Origin of the sequence: Cellulosimicrobium sp. PMB13, from assembly GCF_051294865.1 — a bacterium.
GTDB lineage: Bacteria > Actinomycetota > Actinomycetes > Actinomycetales > Cellulomonadaceae > Cellulosimicrobium.
Window position 1 is genome coordinate 1,606,641 of sequence record NZ_CP145910.1, and the last position, 17,722, is coordinate 1,624,362.

Below are 17,722 nucleotides of genomic sequence, written 5' to 3' on the forward strand. Positions count from 1 at the left end.
CCACGCCGCTGCGGACGCCCTGCTGGCGCCTGCCAGTGTGATCTGTATCACGCGCGGAGAGGGAGTGCGACCGGTAGTCGGGCGGCGCGAGGAGCCGCGCCGCCCGCGGCCGAAGGTGGGCGCGTCAGTGCAGCAGGTACTTGAGCAGGATCACGACGACGCCGAAGCCCGCCGCGACGCACGTCTCCCCGACCAGCGGCCAGCCGCGGACGCCCGCTCTGGACGCGGCGTACCAGCCGGCTCCGGCGAGCAGCACCACGGTGAACCACAGGGCGACGAAGGACGCGGTCTCGGCGTCGAGGCCCGCGAACCGCCCGACCACGAAGACGACGATCGGGGGGATGCTGCCGACGAGGACGCCGGTGTTGGTCCGCAGCGCCTCGTTGAGCCGATGGCCCGACGAGTGGTCCGGGTCCGAGAACCGGCCACCGATCGCGTCCACGTAGACGTGGGTGAGCCAGTAGATGACCGCGACCACCGAGGCGGCGATCGCGACCCTGTCGCCGTCGACGGTGTGGACGCTGTTCACCGCGAGCACGGACCCCGTGACGACCGCGCCGTACAGCAGGTCGGGCGCCGCCCGGGCGTGGACGTGGCGGCGCCAGCTCTTCGGCATGTCGGCCATGGGCTCATCCTCGCCGGTGGCGCGCCCGGGCGCCATGGGCCAGGAACACTGCACGCCTCCCGGCGGTTGGGATGGTCGGAGGTGGATCATGACCGACAAGACCCACGAGAACACCGGCACCTACGAGGTGACGAAGACCGACGCGCAGTGGCGCGAGGAGCTGACGCCGCAGGAGTACGCCGTCCTGCGCCACGCGGGCACCGAGCGCGCGTGGACCGGCGAGCTGCTCGACGAGAAGCGCGTCGGCGTCTACAGCTGTCGCGCGTGCGGCAACGAGCTGTTCCGCTCGGACACGAAGTTCGACTCGCACTGCGGGTGGCCGAGCTTCTTCAGCCCGCTGGCCGGCGACCGCGTCGAGCTGCTCACGGACAGCAGCCTCGGGATGGTGCGCACCGAGGTGCGCTGCGCCCGGTGCGGCTCGCACCTGGGGCACGTCTTCGACGACGCGCCGCAGACCCCGACGGGCGACCGCTTCTGCATGAACTCCGTCAGCCTGACGTTCGAGCCGACGGCGTGACGGCCGCCGTCGCGCCCCGGCTCGTCCGGCGCGCGGCGAGCGACCTGACCAGGACGTCGCCCCCCAGCGCGAGGACGACGCCGACCGCGTAGCAGGCCAGGTCCCGCACCGCGAACGTGCTGCCCAGCAGCCACGCCGCGGGCGGGACCTCGTCGTTCACCGCCGCCGCGAGGCCGGTGGCCTGCAACGCCTCGACCGCCCAGCACCACGCGAGCGCGAGCGCGCCCACCACGACAGGCCGGGAGCGCGCGAGGACGAGCGCCACGAGCAGGTACGTCGCCACCGCGTAGAGCACGTCGCCGCCGACGTCGCCCCACGGGTCCGGCACGCGGGTCGCCACGACGAGGCCGGCCAGCACCGCGACGGCGAGCGCGGCCAGCAGCGCGAGGCGCCGCCGAGACGTCGTCACCGCGTGGCGTTCCAGCGCACGACGTCCTCGGAGTAGCGGTGCAGGAGCCCGGCGAGGGTCGCGACGTCGTCGCGCTCCCACCCGGCGAGCGCCTCGGTGATGGACTGCACCCGCCCGCGGTGGGCGGCCTGGAGGCGTGCCGCACCGTCGGTGGTGAGCGTGATGAGCTGGCCGCGCGAGTCGTCGGGGTCGACCTCGCGGGCGACGAGGCCGAGCGAGTGCATGCGGCTGAGCTGGCGGGAGATGGTCGCCCGCCCGACGCCGAAGTGGGCCGCGAGGTCGGAGCCGCGGATGCCGGGCCGGTCCGCGATGTGCGCCAGGAGCGGGTAGGCGCTCGCCTCCAGCCCGGGGTGGATCCGGCGCGCCATGGCAGCGGCCGCCGCACCGGCGCGGCGCAGCAGGATGCGCAGCTCGCGCTCGAGGTCGACGTACGCGACGTCGGGCTCGGAGGTCGGGGCGCTGGGGACGGGCTTCTCGGCGGACACAGGCCCATCATGGCGGCAACGGGGAGGAAAGGTCACGATCGTTCGGGAAACCTCACCCCGCTGGACACCCGACCAGCACGCTGAGTGCATGAGATATGCGGCCCCGAATCGTTTCGAGACCGCATATCTCATGCACTCAGCGCTCGCTGGGTCAGCGGGACGGTCGGGCCGCGGCCTCGTCGTCGACCACGCTGCCGGGGGCCCACGCGTCGACGAGCGTCGACTCCGCCTCCTCGGCCAGGGTCACGCGACCGGGCGTCGCGTCCACGGGCGCCTCGTCGGCTCCGGCGGACGCCGCCGCCTCGCGCTCGAGACGCTCCTGCAGACCCGTCTTGGTGCCGAGAGGCACCTCCTTGAGGAAGGCGACCGCGATCAGCGCGACGAGCGCGAGCGGCACCGCGACGAGGAAGATCTCGGCGATCCCGTCGCCGTACGACTTCTCGACGAGGTCGCGGACCGGGGCCGGCAGGGTCGCGACGTCGGGCACGGCGCTGCTGCCGCCCATCGAGTCGGCCGGGACGCCCATCGACGTGAGACCGGACCGGATCGACGACGTCACCGTGTTCGCGAGGACCGCGCCGAGCACGGACACGCCGATCGCGCCGCCGAGCGTGCGGAAGAACGCGACGGTGGACGACCCGGCACCCATCTCCTCGACGGCGAGCGTGTTCTGCACCGCGAGCACGAGGTTCTGCATGAGCATGCCCATGGACGTCCCGAGCAGGAACAGGTACAGGCTGACCAGGACGAAGCTCGTGTGGTAGTCGATCGTCGACAGGGCGAGCAGGGACACGGCGAGCAGCGCCGCGCCGGACACCATGATCGTCTTGTACCGGCCGGTCCGGGTGATGAGCTGACCGAACAGCGTCGACGCGACGAACGTGCCGATGATCATGGGGATCGTCAGCAGACCCGACTCGGTCGGCGTCTTGCCGCGCGCGACCTGCATGTACTGGCTGAGGAAGACGGCCGTGCCGAACATCGCGACACCGACGGCGACCGACGCGACGACCGCGAGGACGAAGGTGCGGTTCTTGAACAGGTGCAGCGGGATGATGGGTTCGGGCGTGACGCGCTCGACCAGCACGGCGGCGACGAGCGCGGCCAGCGCCCCGCCGACCATGACGAAGGTCTGCCACGAGAGCCACTCGAAGTTCTGGCCGGCGAACGTGACCCAGAGCAGGAGCGTGGCGACGCCGACGCTGATGAGGATCGCGCCCCAGTAGTCGATGCGCACGACCTTGCGCGCCATCGTCGGCAGGTGCAGCGTGCGCTGCAGCACGACGATCGCGGCGATCGCGAACGGGAGTCCGACGAAGAAGTTCAGGCGCCAGCTCACGGTGTCCGTGAGCACGCCGCCCAGGAGCGGGCCGCCGATCTGGCTGACGGCCATGATGCCGCCCATGAGGCCCATGAACTTGCCGCGCTCGCGCGGGGAGATGATGTCGGTGATGAGCACGGTCGCGAGCGCCATGAGGCCACCGGCGCCGATGCCCTGGAACGCGCGCAGCGCGATGAGGGTCTCGACGTTCTGCGACAGCCCGGCCAGCGCCGAGGACACGACCGCGACCACGAGGGCGACCTGGATGAGGACCTTGCGGTTCGTGAGGTCGGCGAGCTTGCCCCAGATCGGGGTCGAGATGCACATGGCGAGCAGGGTCGACGTGACGACCCAGGTGTAGGACGACTGCGACCCGTCCAGGTCGCTGACGATCTTGGGCAGCGAGCTCGACACGATGGAGCTGGCGAGGATCGCGACGAACATGCCGAGGAGGATCCCGGAGAGGGACTCCATGACCTCGCGGCGGGTCATCGTGGTCTGCCCGGCGGACGCGGGTGGCGTCTCCTGGCTGGTGGAGGTGCTGGTCATGCGGAGTGGCTCCTCGGGGGTGCTGACGGTGCGGGGGAGGTCGGGGTGGGCGTGGCGTGGCCGGAGGCGGCGTGAGCCGCCGCGACGGCCTCGGTCACGCGTTCGATCTGGTCGGTCGCGGCGACGATCTCGTCGGGCGACCAGTCGGCGAAGGTCTCGGCGCTCATCACGTCGATCACGGCGAACGACCGGCGGACGACGTCGCGCCCGGTGTCGGTGAGCGCGATGGTCCGTGCCCGCCGGTCGTCGTCGTCGACCGAGCGCAGCACGAGGCCGCCGTCGACGAGGTGGCTCACCTGACGGCTCGCGACCGACAGGTCGACGCGCAGCCTGGCCGCGACGTCGCCGAGCTGGACGGGGCCGCAGCGGTCGAGCATGCGCAGCACGCCGAGCGACGCGCGGGGGATGTCGAGCTCGCGGGCGATGCGCACGGCGCTCTCCCGCTGGACGCGCGCGAGGTCGTCGAGCGCGCGGACCAGCCCCGAGGTCGGGGTGCGGTCGGGAGCGGCGGGGGGCGCGTCGTCGGGCGCGAGGGTGGGGGTGACGGGCACGGTGACTCCTTGGTTGCTGCAGGCAAGCATACGCCATGCAGTTGCTTGCAGCAACCATCGGTGCCGTCCGGTTGTTCCCGGACGTGCCGAGCCCGGGGCCGCGGGCACAGGTGCCGCGCGACCCCGGGCTCGTCGGGTCTGCCGGGGAGCGGGTCAGCCGTGCCGCACGGCCGCCTCGTTGCCCATGTCCTCGAGCTCCATGCCCTTCGTCTCCGGGACCTTGGAGAGCACGAAGACGAACGACAGCGCCGCGAAGATCGCGTACATGAGGTACGGGATGGTCGCGCCGAACGCGTCGAGCATCGGGGGGAACGAGAGCGTGATCGCGAAGTTCGCGAGCCACTGGGCCATCGCGGCGACGCCCAGCGCCGCGGCGCGGATCCGGTTGGGGAACATCTCGCCGAGCAGGACCCAGACGAGCGGCCCCCACGACGCGCCGAAGAAGACGACGAAGGCGTTCGCGGCGACGAGCGCGATGGGGCCCCACGGGTCCGGCAGCGAGATGTTGTCGCCGCTCCCGCTCGCCTGCGTGAAGGCGAGCGCCATGATGCCGAGCGAGACGGTCATGCCGGCCGAGCCGATGAGCAGGATGGGACGGCGCCCGACCTTGTCCACGAGGGCGATCGCGATGAACGTCACGGCGACGTTCGTGATCGACGTGATCGTCGAGACGAGGAACGACTGGCTCTCGTCGAAGCCGACGGCCTGCCACAGCGTCGTCGAGTAGTAGAAGATCACGTTGATCCCGACGAACTGCTGGAAGACCGAGAGCAGGATGCCGACCCACACGATCGGCTTGAGCCCGAAGGCCGAGCCCTTGAGCGAGCCCTCCTGGGCGTTCTTCTCGTCCACGGCGATCGAGCGGTGGATCTGGGCGATGCGGTCGTCGACGTCCTCGTCCGGGCCGAGCACCGACTCGAGCACGTCCCTCGCCTCCGCGTCGCGACCCTTCGCCACGAGGTAGCGGGGCGACTCCGGGATGCGCAGCGCGAGGATGCCGTACACCGCCGCGGGGACCACGCACACGAGGAACATCCAGCGCCAGGCCTCCCAGCCCAGCCACAGCTCGTTGGCGGCGCCGCCGGCAGTCTCCGCGAGGAGCTGGTCGGACAGCAACGCCGCAAAGATGCCGACCGTGATCGCGAGCTGCTGCAGCGACCCGAGGCGGCCGCGGAGCTTCGCCGGGGCGATCTCGGCGATGTACGCCGGGGCGATGACCGACGCGATGCCGATCCCGACGCCCGCCATGAACCGCCAGAGCGCCAGGTCGAGCGCCGACCACGCGATCGCGGACAGGATCGAGGAGGCGAAGAAGAGGACCGCGCCGACCACCATGACGCGCGTGCGCCCCCACCGGTCGGCCAGCTTGCCGCCGGACCACGCGCCGAGCGCGCACCCGAGGAGCGCGATCGCGACCACCAGGCCGGTGACCGCGGCGTCGAGGTCGAACTGGCCCTCGATCGCGGCCACCGCGCCGTTGATGACCGAGCTGTCGAACCCGAAGAGGAAGCCACCGACGGCGGCGGCGAACGCGAGGCCGATGGCCTTGCGGTGCGCGCTCTTCGCGGTGACGGTCGGGTGACCTGCGGTGTCGCTGCTGGACATGGGATCCCTCCGGTCGCTCACGGGTCCGGCCGGGACCCCTTTTGTCACTGTAGGGCGGCCTGTTCGACCCGGCGCGCCGAAGCGGCCCGGCTCGCGAGTGGCCTGGGCGACACCGCCGCGGCACGTGCCCGACGGCGGTCCGGTGCAGACTGGTTCGGTGCCCGACGTCCCAGACCTGCCGCCCGAGCGTCCTCGCGTGCCGCCTTCCGCCGTGCCGGACGACGCCCCCGATCCCGGCCGCTCGGACCGCACCGTGCGCCCGCGGCGCCCCGCGATGCTCGACCCGCGCGACGCCGACGAGCTGCCCGGCGAGCTGGACCCCGCGCTCCGCGAGGAGGTCGCGCACACCACCGCGCACGCCATCGTCCATCAGGCCCGCGACGCCGAGGACCCCGAGGTCGTCGGCCGGCTCGTCCACCTCGTCGAGACCGAGGGCCTCGACGTCGTCGCGGCACTCTGGGCGGACGCGCCGCCCAACTCCTTGCCTGGTGCGCTGTGGCGGCTCTACGTGCTGCGCGAGTGGGTGCGCCGGGACCCGCAGACCGTGACGCTGCGCTACCGACTGGGCGTCGACGTCGCCCCGGTGCACGAGGCGATCGCCGGCGTCCCCCGCCCGCCCGAGCCGCAGGACCTCCTCGAGCTCGCCGACGCGGTCCTCTCGGGCGTCTTCGCCGGGGACCTCGCCGTCGCGCTGGAGCGTGCAGCGTCGTTCTGCCGCATCCTCGCGACCGGGGCGGCGTTCGACGCCGACGCCCGGGAGGTCGCCGACCCGGACGGCGCGCTGCGGACGACCCGCGGCGCGTCGTCGCTCCAGCGGACCGCCGAGGAGCTGGAGCACGCGGCGACGCTCTGGCGCGCGGACCGGCTGGACTGACCGCGCGCCCGCACGGCCGCGCGCCCGCACGGCCGCGCACCTGCACGGCAGCGGTCGGCTCGCACGGTGAGCGGGGGAGTCTCGCGGTGCGCGAACACGCCACCGCCCGGGTTCCCGTGCCGGGGACCGGCACGTACGATGGACGACGACGCCGGACCGCGGTAGCCCCGGGCTCCACACTCAGCCGCTTCGAGCGGCCACGCGCCGAGAGGCGCTCCCGGTCCGGCGTCGCTCCGTGGCCGAGCGGCCCGCGACGAGGCGGGCGGCGTCGGCATCTCTCCCCGACGCTCCACGGGCGCGGGACCTGCGGCCCGGCCCGGAGAGGCCGTGCGGCACCTCGTGGCGTGCGCGCGGGCACGAGTGCGGGAGCACGGCTCCCGGTCGGCTACATTTGACGAGAGTTCGACCCGTGTTCACCCGCACCACACCCACGCCTCACCCGTGCCACACCGCCCAGCAGTCCTCGACACTCCTCTCCGCCGTACCGACAGCGCCTCGTCGACAGGGACACGCGAGCGTTCCGGCACAGCGCTGAACCAGACCCCGCCCCACCTCCGGAGCCTCCCGTGCGCCTGCGCCTGACCCCGCGCGACACCTCGTTCTTCGATCTCCTCGCCGCACTGGCGCAGCACCTCGTCACCGGTTCCACGCTCCTCGCCGAGCTGCTCGGTGCCGACCGGCCCACCCGCAAGGTGCTCGCGAAGCAGCTGAGCGAGACCGAGCACCTCGCGGACGACGCGACGCACTCGATCATGCGGCGCCTCAACCAGACGTTCGTCACCCCGTTCGACCGGGACGACATCTACGCGCTCGCGTCCGCGCTCGACGACTGCATGGACTACATGGAGGAGGCCGCCGACCTCATCGTCCTGTACAAGGTCGAGGAGCTGCCGGCGCGGGTGTCCGAGCAGGTGCAGGTGCTGCAGCGCGCGTCGGAGCTCACCGCGGAGGCCATGCCGCGGCTGCGGTCCATGAGCGACCTCGCCGAGTACTGGGTCGAGGTCAACCGCCTGGAGAACCAGGCCGACAAGCTGCACCGCAAGCTGCTCGCCGAGCTGTTCGACGACGTCGCGGACCCGATCCTCCTCATGAAGCTCAAGGAGATCGTCGAGATCCTCGAGGAGGCGGCGGACGCGTTCGAGAAGGTCGCGAACACCGTCGAGACCATCGCGCTCAAGGAGTCCTGAGCACGGTGGGCAGCGAGGTCATCCTCGTCGTCGTTGTCGTCGCGTTCGCCTTGGCGTTCGACTACACGAACGGCTTCCACGACGCGGCGAACGCGATCGCGACGTCGGTCTCCACGCGGGCGCTGACCCCGCGCGCCGCGCTCATCATGGCGGCGGTCTTCAACCTCATCGGGGCGCTGCTCGGCACGGCCGTGGCGCAGACCATCGCCGAGGACATCGTGGCGGTGAACGACGTCCCGCCCCACCAGGGACTCGTCATCGTGCTGTGCGGGCTCGTGGGCGCGATCACGTGGAACCTCATCACGTGGTGGCTCGGGCTGCCGTCGTCCTCGACGCACGCCATCATCGGCGGGCTCGCGGGCGTCGGGCTCGCGTCGGGCATCACGGTGCACTGGGACGCGATCCTCGACAAGGTCGTGCTGCCGATGATCTTCTCTCCGCTCATCGGGTTCGGCCTCGCGTTCGTGCTCATGGTGGGCGTGCTGTGGCTCTTCCGGAACGCGGCGCCCGCGAAGGCGTTCCGCCGCTTCCGCATCGCGCAGACCGCCTCGGCCGCGGCGATGGCTCTCGGCCACGGCCTCCAGGACGCCCAGAAGACGATGGGCGTCATCGTGCTCGCGCTCGTCGCCGGAGGGTTCCAGGACGACAACACCATCCCGCTGTGGGTCAAGCTGTCGGCCGCGACGGCGATCTCCCTCGGCACCTACGCGGGCGGCTGGCGCATCATGCGCACGCTGGGCCGCAAGATCATCGAGCTCGACCCGGCACGCGGCTTCGTCGCCGAGTCCGTGGCGTCCCTGGTGCTCTACGCCAACGCGTTCATCTTCCACGCGCCGGTCTCCACGACGCACACGATCACGTCCGCGATCATGGGCGTCGGCGCGACGAAGCGGCTCTCGGCCGTCCGCTGGGGCGTCGCGAAGAACATCGGCGTCGCGTGGGTGCTGACCATCCCCATGGCCGCGCTCGTCGCGGCCCTCGTGTACTGGATCCTCAGCCCGCTCCTCGTGTGACGTGCCGGGGTGAGCGATCGCTCGGGCGGCCTGTGGCCCTGACCCGTCAGTGCAGGGGTGGCGCGACCTTCTCCGCCGCGACGACGCGCGGGCCCTTGGCGGTGTGCGCCACGTGCGCGACGATGACCTCGCCCGGCTCCAGGTAGGGGTCCTGCGTCGGGAGCGCGTTCGCGACGGCGCGGCGCGAGTGCTGCCCCAGCACGTCGAGGACGGTGGGCAGCACCGGTCGGTGCGTGCACAGCACCGTCGACCGCTCGGTCTCGAGCAGCTCGCGCACGGTCCGGGCGACCCGTCCCGGGGAGCGCTCGTGCTGCGCCTCGCTGAGGTGCTCGCTGCTCACCGTCTCGAGGCGCGCCGCGTCGGCGTACGGCGCGATGGTCTGCGCGCACCGGTCCCACCGGCTCGTGACGACCGCCTCGACGCCGTAGGCGGCGAGCACCGGGACGAGCGCCATCGCCTGCGCGTGCCCGGTGGGCGTGAGCGGGCGGTCGCGTTCCTCGCCGTGCCACACGCCGCGGGTCACGGACTTGCCGTGCCGCGCGATGACGACGACGTGCGTCGCCAGCCGGCCCTCGTCCCGCTCGCGCACGAGCGCGTCGAGCGGCGTCCGGTCGACGTAGCGCGTCAGCCGGCGCGCGGCATCCTGGACCGGGAGCCACGCTGCGGCGTCGATCTCCTGCGGCGAGACCGGGGGGACGGGTGCGCGCGCGGCGAGCGCGCCGGCGTCGCGCGTGCGCGACGCGCGGCGCGCCGCCCAGTAGTGGACCCGCTTCACGCGGCCCTCGGGCGTGAGGTACTGCAGACCCGGTAGGGGCACGCCCAGGACCACGGCCTTGCCCGTCTCCTCGGCCACCTCGCGCGCGGCAGCGGCCTGGAAGGTCTCGCCCGGGTCGAGCTTGCCCTTGGGCCAGGACCAGTCGTCGTAGCGCGGGCGGTGCACGAGCCGGACCTGCAGCTCGCCGTCGTGCACGCGCCACACGAGCGCGCCGGCGGACTCGATGACGGGGGCGTGCTCGACGTGCGTGGGGCCGAGGGCAGGGCGCAGCGGGACGCCCGGTTGCAGCGCGGAGGGTGGTACTCCCATCCGCGGCTCACCGCCGCCCGGCGAGACGGCGGCGCTGACGGCTGACGAGGCTCGCCTGCAGGTCGACGAGCGGTCTGCCGTCGGGACCGCCGTCGGGGCGGTGCCACGTCCCGTCCGCGTCGAGGTGCCACGAGGCCGTCGTGTCGGCCGTCGACGTGTCCAGCAGGTCGAGGAGCTCGCGCACCTGGTCGGCGTCGGTGATGCGCACGAGCGCCTCGACGCGGCGGTCGAGGTTGCGGTGCATGAGGTCGGCGGACCCGATGAAGACCTCCGGACCGCTCTCGGGTCCCTCGCCGATGGCGGGGCCCGCGGAGTTCGCGAAGGCGAAGATGCGCGAGTGCTCGAGGAACCGGCCGAGGATCGAGCGGACCCGGATGTTCTCCGACAGCCCCGGGACGCCGGGCCGGACCGCGCAGATGCCCCGCACGACGAGGTCGACCTTCACGCCGGCCTGGGACGCCCGGTAGAGCGCGTCGATCGTGGCCTCGTCGACGACGGAGTTCACCTTGATCTTGACCCACGCCTCGTGGCCCTCGCGCGCCGCCGCCGACTCGCGCTCGATGCGCTCCACCAGGCCCGTGCGCACCGTGCGGGGCGCCACGAGGAGCCGGTGGAACCGGGACTGCGGCGCGTAGCCCGAGAGCTGGTTGAACAGGCGCGTGAGGTCCTGCCCGACGTCCGGGTCGCACGTCAGCAGGCCGTGGTCGGTGTACAGGCGGGCCGTCTTCGGGTGGTAGTTGCCCGTCCCGACGTGGCAGTACCGGCGCAGGCCGTCCGACTCCTGCCGCACGACGAGCGAGAGCTTGCAGTGGGTCTTGAGCCCGACGATCCCGTAGACGACGTGCACCCCCGCCTGCTCGAGCTTGCGCGCCCACGAGATGTTCGCCTCTTCGTCGAAGCGCGCCTTGATCTCGACGAGGGCGAGCACCTGCTTGCCCGCCTCGGCGGCGTCGATGAGCGCGTCGACGATGGGGGAGTCGCCCGACGTGCGGTACAGCGTCTGCTTGATCGCGAGGACCTTCGGGTCGTTGGCGGCCTGCTCGAGGAACGTCTGTACGGACGTCGAGAACGAGTCGTACGGGTGGTGCAGCAGGACGTCGCGCTCACGGATCGCGGCGAACACGTCGGTCGGCGAGGCGCTCTCCACCTCGGCGAGCACGCGGTGCGTCGTCGGGACGAAGGGTGGGAAGTGCAGGTCGGCGCGGTCCAGGTCCGCGATGAGGTTGAGGCCGGTGAGGTCGAGGGGCTCGGGCAGCTCGTAGACCTCCTCCTCGACGACGCCGAGCTCGCGCACGAGCAGCGCGCGGATGCGCGGGCTGATGCCGTGCGTGAGCTCGAGGCGCACGGGCGGGCCGAAGCGGCGTCGCAGGAGCTCCTTCTCCATGGCCTGCAGGAGGTTCTCGGCGTCGTCCTCCTCGACCTCGACGTCCTCGTTGCGCGTCACGCGGAACGTGTGGTGCTCGCGCACCTCCATGCCGGGGAAGAGGTGGTCGAGGTGCTGGGCGATGACCTCCTCGATCGGCACGAACGACGTGGGCCCGCGGTCGGACGCGCCCGTCTGCGACGTCGGCGCCGAGGGGCGTCCCCGCGCGTCGACCGCGATGAACCGCGGCAGCAGGGGCGGCACCTTGACGCGGGCGAAGTGCTCCTTGCCCGTCGTCGGGTTCGCGACGACCACCGCGAGGTTGAGGGACAGGCCCGAGATGTAGGGGAACGGGTGCGCCGGGTCCACGGCGAGCGGCGTGAGGACCGGGAAGATCTGCTTGCGGAAGTACTTGTGCAGGCGCTCCTGCTCGCGCGTCTCCAGCTCGTCCCAGTGCACGAGCGTGATGCCCTCCGCGGCGAGCGCGGGCTGCACGTCGTCGGCGAAGACGCTCGCGTGCCGCGCCATGAGCTCGTGCGCGCGCTCGCTGATCGCGTCGAGCACCTGCCGCGGCGACAGACCGGACGCGGCCGTGACCGCGATGCCCGTCGCCATGCGGCGCTTCAGGCCGGCGACGCGCACCATGAAGAACTCGTCCAGGTTCGACGCGAAGATCGCGAGGAAGCGCACGCGCTCCAGGAGCGGCTGCCGCGGGTCCTCCGCGAGCTCGAGCACGCGCTGGTTGAACGCGAGCCAGCTCAGCTCTCGGTCCGCGAAGCGGTCGTCGGGCAGCGGCTCGGTGCCGACCGTCGTGATCTCGATCTCCGGCTCCTCGGCGATGTGCTCGGCGATGTGCGCCGCGAGGTCGGGGTCGAGCGCGCGTTGGGTGGACGTGTCGGTCATGGGTTCATGGTGGCACCAGATGGTGAACGACGCGTGACGCGGGTCACCGACCGGTCGGGCCCGGGGGAGCGGCGGCGTACTGGACGTCGGCCGTGCGCCGGGAGAACCCTGCCCGCTCGTACGTCCGGAGGGCGGCGGTGTTGTCGCCGTCCACGTAGAGGACCGCCTCCCGCACGCCCGCGCGGGCCAGGTGGGCGAGGCCGACGGCGGTCAGCAGCCTGCCGAGGCCGCGCCCCTGGGCGTCCGGGTCCACGCCGACGACGTAGATCTCGCCCTCGGGGTGCGGCGCGCCCGTCGGGGCGTCGAGGGCGTCGGGGATCTTCGTCCAGACGAACCCGACCGGGTCGCCGCCGCCCTCCTCCTCGAGCAGGTACAGCCCTCTCGCGTCGAACCAGTCCTCGCGCGTCCTGGCGCGCAGGTCGTCGACGGTGAGGCGTCCCTGCTCGGGGTGCTGCGCGAAGGCGCGCGCGTTGGTGCGGACCCAGGCCGCGTCGTCGGCTCCGGGGACGAACGTGCGCGGGCGCAGGTCCGCAGGCACGTCCGGGAAGGGGTGCTCGTCCGGGCCGCCCAGCGGGCGGGCCAGGACGAGCAGCTCGCGCACGGGCACGAACCCTGAGCGCGCGGCGAGCGACCGGGCCGCGGGCAGGTCGCCGTGGGCCCAGACGTGCAGCGCGGCGGGCGGTCCGCCGCCCTCCTGTCCGGACGGGGCGCCGTCGTGACGCTCCTGCGCGCGGGCGGTGGCGCTCGCGAGCAGGTGGAACCCGAGACCGTGGCGCCGGTGCTCGGGCCGGACCACGAGCTCGCCGCTGGGCACGGGCCCGCGCCGGTCCACCTGGGCGTAGCCGGCGAGGCTGCCGCGCCACCACGAGAGCAGGTGAACGACGTCGTCGTCCGCCTCGCGCAGGTTGAGCAACGGCTGCTCCGAGAGCGGCGCGACGCCGTCCGCGCGCTCGGCCGCCGCGGCGAGCTCGTGGACCTGCGTGATCTCGGCGTCGTCGATCAGCGGTCCGGGGTGCCAGAGGATCGAGGTCTCCACCACTCCATCCTCCCCTGAGCCCGCCCGGCGGGCGACGCCGCGGCCGGCAGGGGGTGGCAGGACGTCGACGATCCGTGGCGGTCCCGCTGCTGGTCGCGCGGTCGGGCGTGCCTCTAGGGTCGGGTCGTGACCAGCCTCGACCTCGCCCGCACGCAGCGCCGGACCGTCGCTACCCTCGCCGCGAGCCAGGTGCTCGCCGGCGTCGGCGTCGCGACGGGCATTGCGGTGAGCTCGCTCATCGCGTCCGAGCTGTCCGGGTCCGACGCCGTGGCCGGCCTCACGCAGACCGCGGCCGTCGTGGGGGCGGCGGCTGTGGCGCTGCCCCTCGCGCGCCTCGCCGCGCGGCACGGCCGACGGCGGTCGCTCACCACGGGCTTCGTGCTCGCCGCGGTCGGAGCGGTCGGGGCCGCGGTCGCGACGACGCTCGGGTCGTGGCCGGCGCTCGTCGTCGCGATGGTCCTGTTCGGGGCGGGCTCCGCGGCCGGTCTCGCGTCGCGGTTCGCCGCGACAGACCTCGCGACGCCCGAGCGCCGGGCGACGGACCTGTCCGTCGTGGTGTGGGCGACGACGATCGGCTCGGTCCTCGGGCCGACGCTCGGGGGCCTCGCCGACCGTGTCGGCGCCGGTGCGGCGACCTCGGACCACGCGGGGCACGGCGCCGCGCAGGCCGCGACCGGTGCCGGGCCGACCGCCGCGCCCTACGTCCTCGCGACCGTCGCGTTCGTCGCCGCGGCGCTCGTCGTGTGGGTGTGGCTGCGCCCCGACCCGCTCCACGTCGCCGCCGAGGCGCGCACGCCCGCGGGCACCGTGCCGCCCCCCGGGCCCACCGCGGGCGGCGTCCGGGCCGGGTGGGCGGTGGTGCGGTCGTCGGGCGCGGCGCGGCTCGCGCTCGGGGCGGTCGTCGTGAGCCACCTCGTGATGGTCGGGCTCATGTCGATGACGCCCGTGCACATGAACCACGGCGGGGCGACGCTGCAGGTCGTCGGGCTCGTCATCAGCGCCCACATCGCCGGGATGTACGCGCTCAGCCCGGTGATCGGGTGGCTCGCGGACCGTGTCGGTCACGCGCGCGTCCTGGTCGTCGGCGGCGTGGTGCTGCTCGGGGCGGCCGTCGTCGTGGCGGGCGCCCCGAGCGACGACTCCGCGCGCCTGACCGTCGGTCTCGTGCTGCTCGGGATCGGGTGGTCGTGCGGTCTCGTCGCCGGCTCGGCGCTGCTCGTGGACGCGACGCCCGCGTCGTCGCGCACGGCCGTGCAGGGCGTCTCCGACCTGTCGATGAACGCCGGGGGCGCCGTCGGCGGGCTCCTCGCGGGCGGGGTGATCGCGCTGTGGTCGTACGCGACGCTCGCGTGGGGAGCGGCGGCGCTCGTCGTGGCGTTCCTCGTCGTCGCCGTGCCCGCCGCACGCCGGATCGGTCGGCTGCCGGGATCCGTCGACGTCGGGCGGCGCTGAGTCGGCGACCGTTCGGCAGGACATGCGGAGTTCGGCGCTCAGTGCTCGGGGTCGGCGGCTCGTGCTGCCGAACCGTGCACCGGGTGCCGAACGGTCGCTCAGGTCCAGTGCGTCGGGCGGTCGAGCACGGCCGGGAGCCGGGTCGCGGCGTCGCCCCGCGCCGCGCCGACCTGGGCCGGCAGCAGGAAGAGCGCGCCGGAGAGGTCGGCGCCGCGCAGGTCCGCGCCGCGCAGGTCCGCCCCCAGCAGGTCGACGGCGGTGAGGTCGGCACCGCGCAGGTCGGCGCCGAGCAGCAGCGCGCCCCGCAGGTCGGACGCGGTGAGGTCGAGGCCGCCGAGCCGCGCGCCGACGAGGTCCGCCACGCGGCGCAGCCGGCGGCGCACGGCCGGCGTGGGAGGGGACGTGGTGGGCGAGGCGTCGGTGGCCGTGCCCGCCGGGGCGTGGGCGGAGGGACGACGGCGCACGGCTGCCGTCCGCACGAGCGTGCTCGCCCGGTCGATCAGCGGACCGACGGCCCGGCGGACCGCGCCGACGTCGAGCGCGAGCAGGTCGGCCGGGGCGAGGGCCGCGAGGGGTGCGGTCTCGTCGAGGGCCGTGCGGGCGTCGTCGTGCACGGGGGTCGCGTCAGGATGGGCGAGGACCTCGGTGAGGTACCAGAGGAGCTCGTGCACCTGGGTCGCGACCGGGAGCGCGGCGAACGCGTCGTGCGCGGCGGCGGCGTCGTCGCGCCACGTCGCGCCGTCGTGCGCGGCACGGACGACGGCCGTGACGCGCTGCCCGGCGCCGAGGCAGTCGTACGCCGTGCAGCCCGGGAACCCGGACGACCGGAGCCGGGCGTGGATGGCGCACCCGAAGTCCTCGCGGAGGTTGGGGCACGGCTCGCCGGAGGGCTTGTCGATCGCGAAGTCCGCCGAGCGCGTGAGCGTCAGCGCGACGCAGCACAGGCCCGTGCAGCGCGAGCAGTCGGTGCGCAGGTCGAGCTGCTCGAGCAGGAGGGCGCGGTCGGGGGAGGCCACCTCCAGAGGGTAGTCCGCGGCCGTCGTCGACCTGCCGCTGCGTCGTCGTCGTCGGCGGGATCGGGCCCGGTGCCCCGGGCTGGATGCGCCGAACCCCGGGTTGTGCGCCGCTCACGGCGTTGATCGGCACACAACCCGGGGTTCGGCAGGCTAGGCGCGGTCAGCTCGAGGTGCAGGCGACCTCGGGGGCCGTGCCCGGCGCCGTGCCCGTGCCGATGAACCCGGCCGTGGCCGAGCCGCCCGCGGCGAGCGAGCCGTTCCAGGCGGCGTTCGTCACCTGCTCGCCCGTCGCCCCGGAGCTGTGCACGCCGCCCCAGAGCTGGGCCACCGTGACACCGGTCGGCAGGGCGAACGTCGCGGCCCAGTCGTCGATCGCCTCGTCACCGGCCGTCACGACGAGCTCGCCCTGCCAGCCGCCCGGCCACGAGTTCGCGACGCGCAGGGTCGCGGTGCACACGGCGTCGGTGGGCGGGTCGGTCGACCCGTCGTCGTCGAACCACGACGCCTCGACGGCCGTCTCGCGCAGGCCCTGCGGACCGTCGATGATGCGCGTCCCCCACGCGCTCGGGTTCGCCGGGTCGAAGTCCAGGACCATGTCGAGGTACGGGTCGGTGTTGCCGCTCCACGACCACGCGAGCCACCCCAGGTCGAGCCGCGCCGCCTCGGCGAGGACGACGTCCTCGTCGACGTCGGACGCCGTCTGCTTCCAGCCAAACTCACCGACCATGATCGGCAGCCCGGCGTCCACGAAGTGCTCGAGGTAGCTCGTGACCGTCGTGGGGTCCGCGTACACGCCGTACATGTGGATGGAGAAGATCGTGTTGGCGTCGGGGTCGGCGGCGAAGACGCCGGGGGCCTCCGCGCGCATGACGTTCGTCCAGTCCTGGCCCCAGTTCGGGGCGTCGACGACGATCGCGTGCTCGTACCCGATGGTGCGCAGGCGCTGGATCGCGGCCGACGTCTCGGGCGCCCACCGCTGGTTGACCGTCGCGTCGTTGCCGAACGGCTCGTTGCCGATGTTGACCATGACGAAGTCCTCGGTCCCGGCGAGCGTCGGGTACAGGTCCTCCCAGTAGTCGACCGCCTGGTCGAGCGTCGACGCCGCGGGGGCGAACTCGTCCCCGTAGCCGGTCGTGTCGTGCACCTCGAGGATGCACACGAGGCGGTTCTCCTCGCACAGGTCGACGATGTTCGCGACGTCCTCGGGACCGTTGCGTGTCCACTGCACGCCGTTCGAGAGCACGACGCGCACCGAGTTCGCGCCGGCGGCCTTGATGTCGGCGAACGAGTCGGTGGTGTGCGTGTACCAGGTGTGGGCGTGGTTCACGCCGCGCAGCACGAGGTCCGTGCCGTCGGCCTCGGCGATCCGGCCGTCGACGACGTGGATGCCGGGCGGCGTGTCCGCCTCCGCGGCGGCGGCGGACCGCGCGGTCGCGGTCGCCACGGCCGCGGTCGTCGCGAGGAGTGCGGCGGTGGTCAGGGCTGCGACGACCGGGGCGGACAGCCGGGATCTGCGTGGGCGGGCGGCCTCGGCGTCGGGCAGGGGTGCGGAGCGGCTCATCGGACGTCCTCGTCTCTGTCGGTGTCGGCACCCACGGGCGTGCGTGCGCTGTCATCGTGGGACGAGGGAGCGCCGTCGGGCAGGGGCCGAACCGTTTAGGTGAGCCGGGACCGCTGCAACCACGCGACGAGCGCGACACCTCCCGCCACCGAGCACGACGTGAGGGTCGCC

Annotated in this window: 16 protein-coding genes; 5 read left to right on the forward strand and 11 right to left on the reverse strand. The window is 73.4% G+C overall.

Annotated features, from left to right (window positions below; translation table 11 throughout):
- Positions 1 to 124: 124 nt before the first annotated feature.
- Complete coding sequence (locus V5D56_RS07505; protein ID WP_435738418.1) at positions 125 to 625, reverse strand: hypothetical protein; 501 nt, start codon at positions 623 to 625, stop codon at positions 125 to 127.
- 88 nt (positions 626 to 713) lie between these two features.
- Here V5D56_RS07505 and msrB point away from each other — a divergent pair, with 88 nt between their 5' ends.
- On the forward strand, positions 714 to 1,142 hold the full coding sequence (msrB, locus tag V5D56_RS07510; protein ID WP_435738419.1) for a peptide-methionine (R)-S-oxide reductase MsrB: 429 nt from the start codon (positions 714 to 716) through the stop codon (positions 1,140 to 1,142).
- Here the strand turns inward: msrB and V5D56_RS07515 are convergent.
- From V5D56_RS07515 to V5D56_RS07535, 5 genes are all read right to left on the reverse strand, one after another.
- Positions 1,114 to 1,551: a DUF2809 domain-containing protein gene (locus V5D56_RS07515; RefSeq protein ID WP_435738420.1), complete on the reverse strand. Its 438-nt coding sequence runs from the start codon at positions 1,549 to 1,551 to the stop codon at positions 1,114 to 1,116. The two genes, msrB and V5D56_RS07515, sit on opposite strands and share 29 nt — an antisense overlap.
- On the reverse strand, positions 1,548 to 2,036 hold the full coding sequence (locus V5D56_RS07520) for a MarR family winged helix-turn-helix transcriptional regulator (protein ID WP_435738421.1): 489 nt from the start codon (positions 2,034 to 2,036) through the stop codon (positions 1,548 to 1,550). The genes V5D56_RS07515 and V5D56_RS07520 overlap by 4 nt, the downstream gene beginning before the upstream one ends.
- Positions 2,037 to 2,187: 151 nt before the next feature.
- On the reverse strand, positions 2,188 to 3,906 hold the full coding sequence (locus V5D56_RS07525; protein ID WP_435738422.1) for an MDR family MFS transporter: 1,719 nt from the start codon (positions 3,904 to 3,906) through the stop codon (positions 2,188 to 2,190).
- Positions 3,903 to 4,457 carry a MarR family winged helix-turn-helix transcriptional regulator gene (locus V5D56_RS07530; protein ID WP_435738423.1) on the reverse strand — a complete coding sequence of 185 codons (555 nt, stop codon included), beginning with the start codon at positions 4,455 to 4,457 and terminating at the stop codon, positions 3,903 to 3,905. The genes V5D56_RS07525 and V5D56_RS07530 overlap by 4 nt, the downstream gene beginning before the upstream one ends.
- Before the next feature lie 153 nt (positions 4,458 to 4,610).
- Positions 4,611 to 6,062: a sugar porter family MFS transporter gene (locus V5D56_RS07535; RefSeq protein WP_435738424.1), complete on the reverse strand. Its 1,452-nt coding sequence runs from the start codon at positions 6,060 to 6,062 to the stop codon at positions 4,611 to 4,613.
- Positions 6,063 to 6,336: 274 nt separating this feature from the next.
- Here V5D56_RS07535 and V5D56_RS07540 point away from each other — a divergent pair, with 274 nt between their 5' ends.
- The 3 genes from V5D56_RS07540 (at position 6,337) to V5D56_RS07550 (ending at position 9,136) form a co-directional block, all read left to right on the forward strand.
- Positions 6,337 to 6,936 carry a hypothetical protein gene (locus tag V5D56_RS07540; RefSeq protein ID WP_435738975.1) on the forward strand — a complete coding sequence of 200 codons (600 nt, stop codon included), beginning with the start codon at positions 6,337 to 6,339 and terminating at the stop codon, positions 6,934 to 6,936.
- 566 nt (positions 6,937 to 7,502) lie between these two features.
- Positions 7,503 to 8,123, forward strand: a complete 621-nt coding sequence (locus tag V5D56_RS07545) for a DUF47 domain-containing protein (protein WP_435738425.1) — start codon at positions 7,503 to 7,505, stop codon at positions 8,121 to 8,123.
- 5 nt (positions 8,124 to 8,128) lie between these two features.
- Positions 8,129 to 9,136, forward strand: a complete 1,008-nt coding sequence (locus V5D56_RS07550; protein WP_435738426.1) for an inorganic phosphate transporter — start codon at positions 8,129 to 8,131, stop codon at positions 9,134 to 9,136.
- Positions 9,137 to 9,182: 46 nt separating this feature from the next.
- Here V5D56_RS07550 and V5D56_RS07555 read toward each other — a convergent pair whose 3' ends face one another.
- The 3 genes from V5D56_RS07555 to mshD are packed head-to-tail and all read right to left on the reverse strand — an operon-like array spanning position 9,183 to position 13,522.
- Positions 9,183 to 10,220 carry an NUDIX hydrolase gene (locus tag V5D56_RS07555; protein WP_435738427.1) on the reverse strand — a complete coding sequence of 346 codons (1,038 nt, stop codon included), beginning with the start codon at positions 10,218 to 10,220 and terminating at the stop codon, positions 9,183 to 9,185.
- Positions 10,221 to 10,227: 7 nt separating this feature from the next.
- A complete protein-coding gene (locus tag V5D56_RS07560; protein WP_435738428.1) occupies positions 10,228 to 12,486 on the reverse strand; it encodes an RNA degradosome polyphosphate kinase in 2,259 nt (752 codons plus the stop codon).
- A gap of 43 nt (positions 12,487 to 12,529) precedes the next feature.
- Positions 12,530 to 13,522, reverse strand: a complete 993-nt coding sequence (mshD, locus tag V5D56_RS07565; protein WP_435738429.1) for a mycothiol synthase — start codon at positions 13,520 to 13,522, stop codon at positions 12,530 to 12,532.
- Between the two features lie 126 nt (positions 13,523 to 13,648).
- Between mshD and V5D56_RS07570 the strand changes: the two genes are divergently transcribed.
- On the forward strand, positions 13,649 to 14,974 hold the full coding sequence (locus V5D56_RS07570) for an MFS transporter (protein WP_435738430.1): 1,326 nt from the start codon (positions 13,649 to 13,651) through the stop codon (positions 14,972 to 14,974).
- Positions 14,975 to 15,072: 98 nt separating this feature from the next.
- Here V5D56_RS07570 and V5D56_RS07575 read toward each other — a convergent pair whose 3' ends face one another.
- Together V5D56_RS07575 and V5D56_RS07580 are read right to left on the reverse strand one after the other, a co-directional pair.
- Positions 15,073 to 15,990 carry a pentapeptide repeat-containing protein gene (locus V5D56_RS07575; RefSeq protein WP_435738431.1) on the reverse strand — a complete coding sequence of 306 codons (918 nt, stop codon included), beginning with the start codon at positions 15,988 to 15,990 and terminating at the stop codon, positions 15,073 to 15,075.
- Between the two features lie 160 nt (positions 15,991 to 16,150).
- Positions 16,151 to 17,551, reverse strand: a complete 1,401-nt coding sequence (locus V5D56_RS07580) for a cellulase family glycosylhydrolase (RefSeq protein WP_435738432.1) — start codon at positions 17,549 to 17,551, stop codon at positions 16,151 to 16,153.
- Between the last annotated feature and the right edge of the window lie 171 nt (positions 17,552 to 17,722).